The organism is Arthrobacter sp. EpRS71, from assembly GCF_001512285.1.
Classification (GTDB): domain Bacteria; phylum Actinomycetota; class Actinomycetes; order Actinomycetales; family Micrococcaceae; genus Arthrobacter.
In genome coordinates this window covers 1-14407 of the sequence record NZ_LNUV01000006.1, presented here as the reverse complement: position 1 = coordinate 14407, position 14407 = coordinate 1, and the positions used below count along the sequence as shown (strand labels likewise).

Annotated in this window: 12 protein-coding genes and 1 pseudogene; 1 reads left to right on the top strand and 12 read right to left on the bottom strand. The window is 63.2% G+C overall.

Features of this window, described 5'->3' with window-relative positions; all coding sequences use genetic code 11:
- The 8 genes from AR689_RS10220 to AR689_RS10185 form a co-directional block, all read right to left on the bottom strand.
- Entirely contained in the window at positions 1 to 2841 is a 2841-nt protein-coding gene (locus tag AR689_RS10220) for an FAD-binding and (Fe-S)-binding domain-containing protein (protein ID WP_062069843.1), read from the bottom strand.
- 81 nt (positions 2842 to 2922) lie between these two features.
- Positions 2923 to 3156, bottom strand: a complete 234-nt coding sequence (locus AR689_RS10215; RefSeq protein WP_062073738.1) for a DUF6480 family protein — start codon at positions 3154 to 3156, stop codon at positions 2923 to 2925.
- A 64-nt stretch (positions 3157 to 3220) separates the two neighbouring features.
- Positions 3221 to 4108 carry an SMP-30/gluconolactonase/LRE family protein gene (locus tag AR689_RS10210; RefSeq protein ID WP_062069841.1) on the bottom strand — a complete coding sequence of 296 codons (888 nt, stop codon included), beginning with the start codon at positions 4106 to 4108 and terminating at the stop codon, positions 3221 to 3223.
- Positions 4109 to 4118: 10 nt separating this feature from the next.
- Entirely contained in the window at positions 4119 to 5576 is a 1458-nt protein-coding gene (locus AR689_RS10205) for an MFS transporter (protein ID WP_062069839.1), read from the bottom strand.
- A gap of 103 nt (positions 5577 to 5679) precedes the next feature.
- On the bottom strand, positions 5680 to 6969 hold the full coding sequence (locus AR689_RS10200; RefSeq protein ID WP_062069837.1) for an adenylosuccinate synthase: 1290 nt from the start codon (positions 6967 to 6969) through the stop codon (positions 5680 to 5682).
- A gap of 238 nt (positions 6970 to 7207) precedes the next feature.
- On the bottom strand, positions 7208 to 8275 hold the full coding sequence (locus tag AR689_RS22705) for a signal peptidase I (protein ID WP_082697892.1): 1068 nt from the start codon (positions 8273 to 8275) through the stop codon (positions 7208 to 7210).
- Complete coding sequence (locus tag AR689_RS10190) at positions 8272 to 8931, bottom strand: SipW-dependent-type signal peptide-containing protein (protein WP_062069831.1); 660 nt, start codon at positions 8929 to 8931, stop codon at positions 8272 to 8274. Before AR689_RS10190 ends, AR689_RS22705 begins: the two co-directional genes overlap by 4 nt.
- 3 nt (positions 8932 to 8934) lie before the next feature.
- Entirely contained in the window at positions 8935 to 9549 is a 615-nt protein-coding gene (locus AR689_RS10185) for a SipW-dependent-type signal peptide-containing protein (RefSeq protein WP_082698143.1), read from the bottom strand.
- A gap of 387 nt (positions 9550 to 9936) precedes the next feature.
- Here AR689_RS10185 and AR689_RS10180 point away from each other — a divergent pair, with 387 nt between their 5' ends.
- On the top strand, positions 9937 to 10569 hold the full coding sequence (locus tag AR689_RS10180) for a hypothetical protein (protein WP_062069829.1): 633 nt from the start codon (positions 9937 to 9939) through the stop codon (positions 10567 to 10569).
- Between the two features lie 212 nt (positions 10570 to 10781).
- Here AR689_RS10180 and AR689_RS10175 read toward each other — a convergent pair whose 3' ends face one another.
- The 4 genes and pseudogenes from AR689_RS10175 to AR689_RS10165 all read right to left on the bottom strand — a co-directional run bounded on the left by AR689_RS10175 (position 10782) and on the right by AR689_RS10165 (position 13868).
- Positions 10782 to 11204 carry a DUF3151 domain-containing protein gene (locus AR689_RS10175; protein ID WP_062069828.1) on the bottom strand — a complete coding sequence of 141 codons (423 nt, stop codon included), beginning with the start codon at positions 11202 to 11204 and terminating at the stop codon, positions 10782 to 10784.
- A pseudogene (locus tag AR689_RS22700) lies at positions 11204 to 11386 on the bottom strand (class II fructose-bisphosphate aldolase); the annotation flags it as partial. The pseudogene AR689_RS22700 and the gene AR689_RS10175, both read right to left, overlap by 1 nt.
- Before the next feature lie 190 nt (positions 11387 to 11576).
- Positions 11577 to 12248 carry a DUF5134 domain-containing protein gene (locus AR689_RS10170; protein ID WP_062069826.1) on the bottom strand — a complete coding sequence of 224 codons (672 nt, stop codon included), beginning with the start codon at positions 12246 to 12248 and terminating at the stop codon, positions 11577 to 11579.
- A gap of 132 nt (positions 12249 to 12380) precedes the next feature.
- Entirely contained in the window at positions 12381 to 13868 is a 1488-nt protein-coding gene (locus AR689_RS10165; protein ID WP_062069825.1) for an APC family permease, read from the bottom strand.
- Between the last annotated feature and the right edge of the window lie 539 nt (positions 13869 to 14407).

Below are 14407 nucleotides of genomic sequence, written 5' to 3'. Positions count from 1 at the left end.
TCAGGGGCGGGTGACCTCTTCCAGCAGTTCCAGCACATGCTGGTATCGGGAACCCGTTGCCCTTGTCATGCCAAGTTCGCAGGTCCGGTTGCAGGAGGCGTGGGCTGCAGCTTTCATGTTTACTACCTCCGCTGCTTGGCGCGCTGTTGCCGATTCCGTCAGTTCCGGATGCAGCATTCCCCTGTCGCCGGCGAACGCACAGCAACCCCAGCTTTCCGGGATCTCCACGCGTTCCGCCACAGCACCGGCAACCACGCTCAACGCCTCATTGAGGCCCATCCGGGTGGAGGAGCAGGTGGGGTGCAGGGCAAGGGTATGAATCTTTTCGTGCACGGGCAGCAGTGGGAGCATCCGTTCTGCGGCGAAGTCCACGGCGTCCACGATGCGCAGCGGAGCCTGGCCCTGCTCAGGGGCGTCCGATTCCACCGCATGGCGCAGGCCTTCCGTGCAGGACGATGCGTCGCAGACGATGGGCAGCTCGCCATCACGTGTCGCTTGCCGGAGCGCTGCCACGGTTTTCGCTTGCATGGTTTCCTGGCCGTCCGCCATCCCTTTGGAGGACCACGGCGTACCGCAGCAAAGGCCATCAATCCCTGGCGGCACCAGGAGCGTGAGGCCCGCCCGGGCGGCAAGCTGCTCAAAGCTGTACTGCACACCGTGCCCGGGGGATCCGGACGAGCCGCCCGTCGCGGACTCTGCCGGCCCAAACATCGTGTTGACGCAGGCAGGGAAGTACACAGCATCAACCTGCCCTGCAGGGACAGGCCGTTCCCGCACGGAACCACCACCTGGAAGCTCCGCTGAGTAGAGGGGTACGGTGTCCGGCCCCACCACGGCCCGCGCTGCTTGGTTGGGCGGCTTGATCACGGCTGCCGGAAGCTTGTCCATCACCGTCAAGGCAAGGGCTGCCCCTCGGGTGACCCCTTCCCAATGCTTGGCTGCAGCGTTCCACGCGCCGTTGGCGAGTTTGCCGGCGTCGTTCCTCCTCAGGCGCTTCACCAGCGAACCTGTGTTGATGTCCACCGGGCAAGCGGTTTGGCACATCCCGTCCACGGCGCAGGTGTCCACGGATTCGTACCCGTAGTCGCGCTCGAGCTCCTTCACCAGCGCCACGTCCCCGGACAGGCGAGCCGACTCGATGGCACGCAGCGTGACGATCCTCTGCCGTGGCGTCAGGGTGATGTCCTTGCTGGGGCACACCGGCTCGCAATAACCGCAGGAAACGCAGCGGTCCACTTCCTCCGCTACCGGCGGTACCGTCTTGATGTGCCGCAGGTGAGCCACCGGGTCCTCGTCCATCACGACGCCCGGGTTCAGCATGCCTGAGGGGTCGAACAAGCGCTTGATGGTACGCATGACGTCGTAAAGCTCATCGCCGTATTGCCTGCGGACGAAGGGAGCCATGACCCGCCCGGTGCCGTGTTCGGCTTTCAATGAACCCCCTTCGGCAAGGACCAGATCCACCATGTCCTCGGTGAAAGCGCTGTAACGGTCCAATTCAGCGCTGGAGGCAAAGCCATCAGTGAGCATGAAGTGGACGTTGCCATCCTTGGCGTGGCCGAAAATCACGCTGTTGACATAGTGGTACTTCTCAAACAGCCCAATGAGGCCCCGGCACGTGCGGCCCAATACAGGCACTGGCACCACAATGTCTTCCAACAAAGCTGTGGTGCCTTGGGGACGAGCGCCGGCCACGGAGGCGTAGAGCCCCTTGCGCAGTTGCCACAGCTGACCGCGTTCCTTGGCATCTGCAGAGAAGCGGGCAGGAGCTGACAGGCCCAGGTCCTGCAGAATTCCCGAGCCGCCCGCCTGAAGCTCCTCCAGCTGGCCGGCATTGCCCGCGGAGTATTCCACCAGGAGCGCGGCATGGTCCCGTACCGCTATGTCATGCACGACGGCGGGCGTTCCCTTAAGCGTCTGGCCAACCTTCAGGGACAACGCATCCATAAGTTCAATGGTTGCCGCTCCCGTTTCCACCAGCGTGGGCAGCGCAGCGTTTGCCGCCTCCAGGTCCGGGAAGACCAAAAGTCCCGCGGCAGCGTACTGGAGCCGCGGAATGGTGCGGAAAACCGCCTCCGCCACGAATCCCAGGGTGCCTTCGCTGCCGATGATCAGGTGGGCCATGATCTCCACCGGGTTCCTGAAATCCAGCAAGGAGTTCAGCCCGTAGCCCATGGTGTTCTTCATGGAAAACTGCTGCTGGATCCTGTGAACAGAGTCCGGGTTGTTCCGGACCCGCTCCGCCAGGCGAGCCAAGCCTTGGTATAGCTCCGGCTCAAGCGCGCAGAGCTTGTCCTCGGCGTCCGCCGCCCCCGTGTCAATGACGGTCCCGGACGGCAGCACCACGGTCAGCGATTCCAGGGTTCGGTACGTGTTGTCCACAGTGCCGCAATTCATGCCGGAAGAGTTGTTGGATACAACCCCGCCGATGGTGCACGCCGCTTCGCTGGCCGGGTCCGGGCCGAACTTCCGGCCGTAGCGCGCAAGTCTTGCGTTCAGTGCCCGGACCGTGACGCCGGGCTGCACGCGGACCCGGGCGCCGTCGTCGAGCACTTCAATGTCCCTGAAGTTTCGGCGCACGTCTACCAGCACACCGTCCGTGACAGCCTGCCCACTCAGGCTGGTACCGCCGGAGCGGAACGTCAGCGGCACACCTTGGGAGGCACTGGCACGGAGTAGGCCTGCGACGTCCACTGCGTTTTTCGCTGTGACCACGGCCTGCGGAATCAAGAGGAAATGCGAAGCATCGTGGGCGTTGGCATGACGATCGATCGCCCGGACGCTGACGGTGCCGGGGTCCTGCACTGCAGCACGGAAGCGAGCGAGGTCCAGAGAGGGCACTAGGGCACCATCCAATCCACTACGGGGGTTGCTGCATTATTTCAGCAGTTCAGCCCCATTCAGGGCCCGGCGCCCCGCCGCCTAGTCGAAAAAGCCCACAATGTAGCCGATGAAGAACAGCAGGGTGAGCAGCACGCCGGCACCGATGGCCGCCAACCAGAAAACCTGAGTGCCCTTCCCGGGGCCGCCCTCGTCGTGGCCCTGGGGACCGGCTGTTGATGCTTCTCCGGGAGGCGTCTCACCAGGGGGCACTCCCCCACCCGGCTCCAAACCGGTGATCTTGTCCTCGTACGGGTCGGGGTTGCTTCCGGACACGTTCACTCCCTCGATCGCAGTGCGTGGTGCTGAGTTCAAGGTTATAGGGCCGAGGTGCCTCGGCCTAGATCCTGAGGCCCAGGTCCCTTTGGGCCGCATCCCGCGTCGACGTCCGCAGCCGGTACAGGGACGTGGTGGCCGTGATGTAGAGATCCCGGCCATCAGCCCCGCCAAAACAGACGTTGGACACCTTTTCAGGAACCTCGACGGCGGCAAGCAGCGCGCCGTCGGGGGCGTAGACGCGCACTGACGAGCCCGCCGACGTCCAGACGCGGCCCTCGACGTCCACGCGGAAACCGTCCGACGCCCCGTCGTCTTCGAGCTCAACGAACGTTCTGCCTTGTCCGCACGAGCCACCCTCCACCGGGTAAACAGTGATCCGGAACGGCACTCCGAGGTCCGGGCCCGCCGTGTCAGCAACGTAGAGGAGCGATTCATCCGGGGAGAACGCCAGCCCGTTGGGATGCACCAGATCGGTGACCACCGGAGCCAGGTCCTGGGATTCGGGGTCGAAGCGGAACACGTAGCAACCACCGTATTCCTGCTCGCCCTCGTGTCCTTCTACTGTCCCGGGCAGGATCCCGTAGGGAGGATCGGTAAACCAGACCGTGCCATCCCCGGCCACCACAACATCGTTGGGCGAGTTGAGCCGATGCTCACCGAACGCTTCAACCATGGGCGTCACCGCGCCGTCGTGATCCCGCTCAACACGCCTGCGGCCGTGGCTGCACTGCACCACGCTGCCGTCATGGTGCAGCGTACGCCCGTTGGTGTACTCAACCCCGGTGGCGTATTCGCGCGTCGCGCCGGTGCCAGGAGAAAACTCGAGAATCCTGTTGTTGGGGATGTCGCTCCAACGAAGGGTCTGCGACTGGGGAATCCACAAGGGCCCCTCGGCCCACGTGGTTCCCTCAAACAACTTTTCCAAGGTGCCGGTGATCAGTGCTTCCATGTGTTCGAGACTAATCGTTCGCAGGTTCCGAGCGGGGCTTCCGGGCCCGTTCGTTGGTGCGGCGCTTTCCGTCGGCGGGCATCACCAGAACCGCAACCACCGTGAGCACGGCACTGACGAGCACCGCCAGGAAAACGGCCGAGGACGCCTGCCCAGTAGTTTGCGGATCGGGACCACCGCTGGGACTGCTGGCATAGATGGCGTTGGCAATGGCACCGAAAACGGCCACACCAAGGGAACTGCCGATTGACCGCGCAAAGAGGTTGGTACCCGTGACTACGCCGCGTTCATTCCATTCGACGCTGGTTTGCGCGGCAATAAGGCTCGGCGTTGCCACCAGCCCCAGTCCGAGCCCAACGATGAAGCAAGCCACAGCCACCAGCAGAACATTGGGTGTGGACGCGGTGAGGGCGAGGACGGCTGCGCCGATCACCGTGATGGCGATGCCCATCATGGCCGTGTTCCGGAATCCGATCCGGAGATAGAACCGGCCGGCTTGCGAGGCACTGATGGGCCAGCCAATGGTCAGCGCCGCCAGGGCGAGACCAGCCAGAAGAGGTGAGGTCTGCAGCGACCCTTCAAGGAACGTGGGGACGTACGTAGTAATCCCGAGCATGACTGCGCCAACGCCGAAAGAGATCATCGCCGTGGTGGCCAGCAGCCTGCGGGAGACCACCCATGGTGGCAGGATCGGCTCTGCCGCCTTCCTTTCCACCAAGAGAAAAGAAACGAACAACACGGCTCCGCCGGCAAAAACGGAGATGCTGATCGCGGAGTCCCAAGCCCATGCCTGGCCGCCCTGAAGGGCGCCGAGGATCAGCAGGCTCAACGAAATGGTCAGCAGCCCTGCTCCGAAGTAGTCGATCCGGTGCTTGGTCCGCTCCACGTTCTCGTGGAACGTGCGCAGGAGCATCCAACCCGCCAGCAGGCACAGCGGGATGTTGATCAGGAAGATCCAGCGCCAGATACCCAGCGAGGCGAAGATACCTCCCAGCGTGGGTCCCACCACCGAAGAAACAGCCCACACACTCGCCAGATATCCCTGGACTTTTGCCCGCTCCGCCAAGGTATAGATGTCGCCGGCGATCGTGATCGCCACCGGCTGGACCGCCCCGGCCCCGAGTCCTTGGAGCACGCGGAAGGCAATGAGCGCCGGCATGCTCCAGGCCAGGCCACACAAAATCGAACCCAGCAGGAAAAGCCCGATTCCACCCAGGATCATCGGCTTACGGCCCACCACGTCCGAGAGCTTGGCGTAAACAGGTACGGACACTGCCTGCGCCAACAGGTAGGCCGAAAACAGCCACGGGAACGAGGCGAAACCGCCGATGTCCTCCACAATGGACGGCACGGCCGTGGCAACAATGGTGGCGTCGATCGCCACCAGTCCCGTGGCCAACATCAGCGCAATCAGAATGGGTCCACGCCGGGAACGGAACCCGACTCCGTCGTCAGTCGCTGTGCTCATGTACTCACCTTCACGTCGAAATCAGTCCCGACTAAAACGGCGGATCACCTCCGGTTCCGTGAGGAACCAGGGTGACCCGCCGTCGTCGTGAACTTGCTACTGCTTAGTCGTTGATCAGGTCGTGGACAACGATCGTCTGGTCGCGGTCCGGGCCCACTCCGATGGCGGAGAAGCGCGTACCGGAGAGCTTCTCCAGTGCCAGCACGTAGTTGCGGGCGTTCTCCGGGAGATCCTCCAGGGTACGGGCCGTGGTGATGTCCTCGGTCCAGCCGTCGAAGTACTCGAAGATGGGGACCGCGTGGTGGAACTCGGTCTGGGTCATGGGCATCTCGTCGTGGCGCACGCCGTCAACCTCGTAGGCAACGCAGACCGGGATCTGCTCGATGCCGGTGAGCACGTCCAGCTTGGTGACGAAGTAGTCCGTGAAGCCGTTGACGCGGGAAGCGTGGCGGGCCAGGACGGCGTCGTACCAACCGCAGCGGCGGGGGCGGCCGGTGTTTACACCGAACTCGCCGCCGGTCTTCTGCAGGTAGACACCCATGTCGTCAAACAGTTCCGTGGGGAACGGGCCGGCGCCAACACGGGTGGTGTAGGCCTTGATGATGCCGATGGAGCGGGAGATGCGGGTGGGGCCAATGCCCGAGCCCACGGATGCACCGCCGGCGGTGGGGTTGGACGAGGTGACGAACGGGTAGGTGCCGTGGTCCACGTCCAGGAACGTTGCCTGGCCGCCTTCCATGAGCACAACCTTGCCCTCATCCAGGGCGTTGTTGAGGACAAGTGTGCTGTCGATAACCAGCGGACGCAGGCGCTCGGCGAAGGACAGGAAGTACTCCACGATCTCGTCCACCACGATGTCGCGGCGGTTGTACACCTTGACCAGCAGCTCGTTCTTCTGGCGCAGCGAACCTTCCACCTTCTGGCGGAGGATGGACTCGTCAAAGACGTCCTGGACACGGATGCCCAGGCGGGCCACCTTGTCCATGTACGCCGGGCCAATGCCGCGGCCGGTGGTGCCGATGGCGCGGCTGCCGAGGAAGCGTTCGGTCACCTTGTCCAGCACCTGGTGGTAGGGCGCAACCAGGTGGGCGTTGGCCGAAACACGCAGGCGGGACGTGTCCGCACCGCGGGCTTCAAGGCCGTCGATCTCCTGGAAAAGTGCCTCCAGGTTCACCACGCAGCCATTGCCGATAATGGGAATTGCGTTGGGGCTCAGGATGCCCGCGGGAAGGAGCTTCAGCTCATACTTCTCACCGCCAACAACCACGGTGTGCCCGGCGTTGTTACCGCCGTTGGGCTTGACCACGTAGTCAACGCGGCCACCGAGCAGATCGGTTGCTTTGCCTTTGCCTTCGTCGCCCCACTGGGCTCCGACGATCACGATAGCGGGCATGGGATCCTCCCCCATTCTTTCGGGCCCGCTCCGGTTGGACCACCAGAGTCAGGCGCCGTACATGAGAATGCCCCGACATTACCGGTGCAGTTCACCGCGGGCGGCGACCTGCGCAAGAGTTCGGGGCTCTTACCAGCCAAGTTTAGCCGATTGCACTGGAATACTTTGTGTCAAGGACTGCACGACGGCGGTTCGGTGAAGTTTAGTGCGTGGCCGCTGTGCCCCTTGGGCCGCGTTGTTACGTCAGATTCCGGCACGAGCCGCCCAGGCCAGCCACCAAACCTGCGTTGCTGGCAACGGATGCGGCTTGCGAGGTCCAGGTGTACCGCTTGACCACGATTGCCAACTGCAGCTCCGTGCCCAGGCCCAGCAACCCGCCCAACAGGTTGGTGGGCACATCCGTGACGTAGCCGGTGAGGGCATTCCCGGTGGTATTGCTGCCGGTGAAGCTGAAACCCGTCAGGGGCGCGAGCGCCGAGCCCAGTCCGCTGGTGGATGCCTGCACCTCCGCGTCAGCCAGGCTGTAAGTGCTGGGTGGGAGCCACCGGATCCGCACGTAGGCACCCAGCCCAAGAACACCGGGGTTGTAGGAGCACGGACCATTCAGCACCGGGGCCGGGACAGTCAGCGCCCCCAAGGACGCCGGCGCCGGGTTGCTCCGCTGCCAGGAAGCCTCCGTTTGGCCCGTTGCCCCGGAGAGCGGAATGAGGAACGCCGGCACCAGGATCAGGGCTGCCCCCGCGGTGGCCTTCTTTTCCTGACCTCCTTTTTTGCGGCTGCCTGCTGCCCGCCGGCGCCCGTGTTCTTTGACCTGCCGTTCTTTGACCTGCCGCGGCCACAACACCCACGTCACCAACGCGGACACCGCTACGGTAGTGGCGCCCAGAGCCAAGGGAGTGGCCGTCGCCGCCAGTGGGTACGCCAAGCCCGGCGCGGACCAGAGCACCACGCGCACTTGGTCCACCACATAGGGCTCCGGATCATCCTGGGCGTTCGCATCACCTTTCATGGTGATGATCCGCGTTGTACCCTCGCCAGGCTGCACCGTTTGCACCCTGTGCGTGATGGGCAGTTTCCCGGGACGGTCCACGGTGACCACATCGCCCACACTCACATCCGACGCCGGGATTGCCTGCACCACGGCCAAGGATCCTGCCGGTATGGCCGGCGCCATGGATCCGGTCTTGAACATGATCAGGGAGATGTTGAACAGCACAGCGCCGAGCACGGCAATAATGCAGACCGCTCCCCCGGCCGCCGCGATGTTCAGTATGGCGTTGCGCAGCCGGGCTCCGCGGCTTCTCATGTGGTGGAGGTAGCCGTGAACGGCCAGGTGACGGTGGCGGTATGACCCTGCAGGGCGGTGTTCGCCCCGGCGGGCAGGCTCACTTCGAAGCAGAAGTGGGTGGGCACCCCCGGTTGGTTGGCAGTCGCCGCGGCCAAGGGATTCACGACGCCGGCCGCCTGGCCTTGAGTCAGCGGCTTGGCTCCGTCGCTGCCCACCACAAACTCCGGCGTGCCGCTGAACGCAGCGGCATCGCAACTCGCAGACCGCACCACGCGGTACCGCAGTGCCGCGCCAAGGTCGGCTACGCCGGTGCCGCTGCTGGCCACGGCAGGAATCCCCAAGGCCACCGTCCCCTCAATGGACTTTTCCGTGGTCCTGATCGCGAAGGGCGCGTAAAAGACAGTCCCGGGACTCATCGCCGTTGCTTGGAATAACAAGCTGGCGCCGGGCGCGGTGTCATTGGCTGCCCAGGGTCCGCTGGCTACGTAGGGTTTGGCCGCTGTGGATTCCGTGGCAAAGACACTCGCGCCAAAGGAGCCCGTTGCCTGATCACTGTCAGTCCACGCGGCGAGGGTTACCGAACTCCCCACTCCCAGCACCAAGGCCCCGGCCAGGACAGCCCGCAGCCGGAGCAACGTCGCACCACGGTGGTTTGCAGCTCGTCGTCGGCCCACGGGCTACTCCGAAGTGGCCGCGAATTCCCAGGTGGTACTTCCGGTCTGGGCTTGCGGAAGCGTTGATCCGGCCGTCACCGTGAAGCAAAGATTTACTGCCGCACCGGGATCCGACCCGGCCCCCTGGCTCAACGCGAAGGTGACATCTGCCGGCGTCGAACCCAAGGTCTGTCCGCTGGCCACCAGCGTTTCGGTGACGGCTTCACCGCAACCGAAGCCGGAGGTCTGCGTCAGTTCGTAGGTCAGGCCCGTTAGCGCACCCGTTGAACCGGAGGTTGACACCAAAACTGTGGCGTCGTTGCTGGAGGACGCATCCAAACGGACGGCGAACGGGGCGCTGACGACATCCCCGGGGGCAAGGTTGGCCGGGTTGGTGGTGAAGCCGAGGGTGGCAGGCGAGTCCACCGGGTTTTCGGTGAACGTGGTGCCGTTAGTGCTGCCCTGCAGATTGAACGAGCCGGCGGTGAAGGTGCCTTGCCCGAATTCGGAACTGTTCCACGCCGCCAGTGTGATCGCGGCCCCCACTCCGAGTACCAGGCCACCGGCCAGGATCGCGCGGACCTTTGGTGCGTTGCCCTTCGGTGTTGTCCCAGCTGACGCTTCTTGTGTAGCAACCACTTTTACCCCCACGGTAGTTTCTATGCTGCGGCCCCGGATCGGGTCCTAGGTATGGGGGTGCCACGCCGGCTTCCCCCAAAAGCCGTTGTGTTCAACACATCACCCGGCGGACGCAAAGTCAACACTAAGGCTCCTGAGCTGCGACAATACTGCGACATACTGGCCCGTTCGCGCCCCGGCACGTCGAGCATCGAGGACATGGATGTCCATCACATTTGCCGGCAACACGCCGCGTCGCATTCAGAAGGCGCGCCGAACAAGGCCCCGTTCACCCCCATAGTCCGGTAAGGTTAGTTAGCCCCCAACAGCACCCTTTGAGGTTTGGCTGCGGCATGCCCGCGGCACCTTGGAACGGTGCGCTGTAACACCTAGGAGACCTAACCCCTGATGCAAGAACTGGCGACTGAATCACCCGAAGAAATCCTCTGGAACCGCCGCTACGAACCGCACATTGCCGAGGTCAACGAGCTGTGCGACTCCATCAAGGTGCAGAAGCCGGGCAGCGAGGTCCTCTACATCGACCCCGCCCACAGCATGGATGACTGCCGAATCGTCAGCCTTTTCTCCAATCAGCGCACCAACACCGGCGAGGGTTTCATCACCCCGGGCGACGAAGAAGCCACCACCCGCATGCTGGGCATGCAGTGGCAGCTGGGCCTGCGCCCCGAGCTCATGATGCCCTGGAACGCGTACCCGTGGATTGAACCTTCCGAGGAACCGGGCAAACTGACGCCTGCCAACATCACCGAGGGCCTCAAGCCGCTCCTGCGCCTTCTGCAGCTCCTGCCGCGCACCTCCGCCTTGGTGGCCCACGGCAACGAGGCACACCGTTTGGCAGACCAGCTCATGAAGGCTGCTCCTGCCAGCATTGCCCGCCGTGGCTTCAAGACCTTCAAGGTCCGCTCGCTCGGTGGCCGCTCCTTCGCCGGCACCCCGGCCCGCCAGCAGGAGTACCTGGACGCCATCCACGGTGCCTACGCTGAGGCCATGGCCCGGACGGGCATTCCCCGCAAGGCCTAGTCACCCCTTCGTTGTGAGGCCCGCTATACGCCCCAAACCTCCGGGTTACCGCGCAGATCAGGCCCCGCAACGCACACCCCTTCGTTGTGAGGCCCGCTTTACGCCCCAAACGTCCGGGTTACCGCGCAGATCAGGCCCCGCAACGCACACATAACGACGACGGCGACCCTCACCTTTTGGTGAGGGTCGCCGTCGTTTTCGTGCTTGGGTTCCTAGCGGGCCTCGAGCGCTGCCTTGGCTTTGGGGTCCGAGTCGTTCAGGAACTTCTCGATCCGCTCCGGCTCTTCAGCCTCGCCAATGGCGGAGGCCGCACGGCCCAGGGCGTAAAGGGCACGCAGGAAGCCCTGGTTGGGCTCGTGCTCCCAGGGGATGGGTCCGACGCCGCGCCAGCCGTTACGGCGCAGGGAATCCAAGCCGCGGTGGTAGCCAACGCGGGCGTAGGCGTAGGACTCGATGGTCCGGCCTTCCGCCCAGGCTTCCTCTGCGAGGATGGCCCACAGGAGGGACGACGTGGGGTTCTTCTCCACAAGATCCAGCGCCTCCTTGCCGAGGGCAAGGTGCTGGTAGATCTCGGTTTCGGCGGGCAGGAGTGTTGGCTCCGGCCCCATCAGGTTTCTGCGGAATTCGTCAGACATTAGAAGGTCTTGCCGACCGATCCGAGCTGCTGGGCGGCTTCGACGATGCGCGCGGCCATGCCGGCTTCGGCCGAAGCACCCCACACGCGGGGATCGTAGGTCTTCTTGTTGCCCATTTCGCCGTCGATCTTCAGCACGCCGTCGTAGTTGGCGAGCATGTGCCCGGCCACCGGGCGGGTGACGCAGCGTTCAGAGTCTGCGACGACGTCACGTTGACCGCAGGGAAAGCGAAACCGCCAGCCTTCGCGCGATCGATCATCTCGGAATAAATCTCTGGGGTTGCAATGGGCATGGTGACTCCTATGCTGGGGCTTCGTGGAAGCGCATGGTTGAGGGGCGGATCAGCCCGTGGGTTCGAGGCATGACTTAGGTCTACATACTGGCGGCAGCGAACATCAGCGACATCGTTAACGCTGCCCCCGCCTCATAGGATCGTTCAAGAATGATCGGAAGAGGCCGGGATACGGTCCTCATTCCGGGCGCCCTTCCACCCCGGAGACCGGCCGCGATGCGCCGTACCGGCAGCAGCCAAATGAGGACGGCGACGGCGAAAACGATGGCGAGCAATTGCGCGGCGGGCTGCATCCACAGCACATTGAAAGCGGACCCTGATGCAGCAGCCGGAGTCAGCGCATGCCCGGCATGAGGCCCACTCGCGGTCTGACCAGCAGCAACGGATGACGTGTCTTGGACAGCTGCTGCATGGGGAAGGAGAAGCATGAAGACCATCGCCGCCAGCATGGCGGCATGATAGAAACAACGGATTCTCCCGGAACGGGTGTGGCACAGCAGCGAGAACTCGGCCCGGGACACCGCCTGCAGCAAGAACCAAAAGGAGGCGACACCGAACAGCAGCACCTGCGGTAGAAGTGGCAGATCGACGCCATGCCAGACCATGCCCAGCATCCCCAACGCCATGAGCGCGTGAACACCGTAGTTCCACCGGGGTAACCCGGCGCGGCCCGTCAATGCCTTGGTAAGGCAAAAAATGGTGCCGGCAGCAAGAAACAGACTGACAGGGATGCTAAGGAAAGGTGCCAGCACGGGGGGTCTCCTTCGGCGGGGACGGGTTTAGTACGGGAGTTGAGGTTCTGGACAGGGGTGGTCCAGGCGCGGCCGGCAGGCACAAACGGCTGCCGGCCGGCCACACTTTGGACCTGCTGGAGGCTGGCTCCGTTAGCGGGAATCGGTAACCATAATGGCGGCATCATCTTCGGCCAGGTCGGCTGAGGCGCTTGGAGTGGCACCATTCTTCTGATGGCGCCGCAACTCGTGCTGGGTATACAGCCAAATGGGCAAGTACAGGGCCAACACCATGAAGGCGACCCAGGTTGGGGTCCAACCGATTTCCAAGCTGTTGACATAGACCACTCCGACGACGCAGAGCGGAACGTTGAACAGGCCAAAGATCAAGCCCATGATTTTCCAGTTCTTGGGTGCCTTGAAAGGCCTCTCCAAGCCTGCGAAAGCAGGACCATTGGCTTTCACATAGGCGAACAGGCTGATGCCGTGAGCCACTGTGTACCCAATGGCCGAGGCGCCGAGGATCGCTGCGGCACTGTTCATGGAAATAAAAGCCAGGTTGAAGGCTGCGCCAACCAGCATGGCAACCCACGGAGTTCCCCTGCTGTTGGTACGGCCAAGAATCTTGGGAAGGTTACCCTCTACCGACATGGAGTGCATGGCCCGGGTGGAGCCCAAATAGGCGGTTTGGATGATCAGGATCATTGCGGCGATGAGCATGATGATGGTGACTATTGTGCCCGCCCGCCCGAAAACGGCTTGGGCGACGGGGATCAAGGGCGATACCCGCTCCGCGATCACACCATCAACGCCCAGGACACCGATCACGCCCGCTTGGAGCATGACATACAAGAACAGGCAGATGATCCCGCACGCCAACAGTGCTTTGGGGACGTCCTTGGACGGATTCTTATATTCCGGCCCGTAGATGGCCGCAGTTTCCCAGGCGCAGGCACTCCAGTGTGCGATCCCAAAGATGCCGAAGAGGATGAGGATATGGTGCCCGTCCCAGGCCCAGTCCGTCGGCCACCAATTGCCGGTGATGTTGATCATCTCAACGTGGCCCGTTGCAAACGGGGCCACCGCCAGGACAACCAAGGGGATGAGGGAAATAGCCGCGAGGACGTAGCTGAGGATTGCGCCATCCTTGAGACCGAACCAGCTCACGGCGAACAACGCCGCGAAAATCACCACACCCGCGATCAGAGCGAGTTGATATTCGGTGAACACGTTGCCCAGGGCCGGAAACAGCCCATGCAGATAATTGCCTACCTGGATCGAAAAGATGGCCATGATGGGACTCCAGCCAAACCAGTAGCTCCAAGCAGTGAAGCCGCCGATCAGCTTGCCCTTGTCGTACTTGCCCTTGTAGTTCTCGGTGCGAAATACGTGCTGTGCAAATCCGGGCAAACCAGACACCTTGGGAAAGGTAGTGGCCATTTCTGCATAGGCGGCATTCTGGATGAAGCCCTGAACCACGGATAATCCCCAAATAAGGATTGCTGCAGCAGAAAGATACATGGGTATGTAGCCCAGGGACGGCAAAATCAGCAAGGGCACGCCCAGGGCGATGGCCATCCCCTGTTTCCAGTTGATGGACCGTTTCAGATGATCGGCTTCATCCAAACTATTTTGGCTCATGGCAATCTTCCTTTGACAACGTTGTGTGTCGGATACGTAGTGACGCCGGCAGATCGCCGGCGCAAAGGACGGATCCCCCGCACGCCCTTCGGAGCACGCGTTTAAGAGCGCGCATGTAAGTACAGGGAAATCCCGTTTGTAGATGGAACATCAGGGCCATACGTGGGGCGATTGCCCGGCGCACGTGGGTGGGATGGCCCGGTGCGCTGCTATGCGAAGGCGTTCGCTGAGCCGAACGGGGCACAGGTGACTACCGTGTCCACTGTGGTGCCACGGAGCTGGGCTGGGAAAGGTGCCGGGCTGGGGACGTGCTGGCCGGAAAACGTAAGAGAGGGTGAGGGCCCGGAGACTGCCATGGCGGCTCGGCCTGCCTTGGCAGTCTCCGGGGTCTCAGTGAAACGTAGAGCAGTACTGCTTATGGGTTGGTGGTGTGGCAGCAGGTGTCGTTGGTGGTGGTTGGTGTGGTTCCGGTGGGGAGGTTGAGGGTGGGGTTTTGGTTGAAGAAGCCGTGGGGTTCGAGGATGAAGCCGATGTTTTGG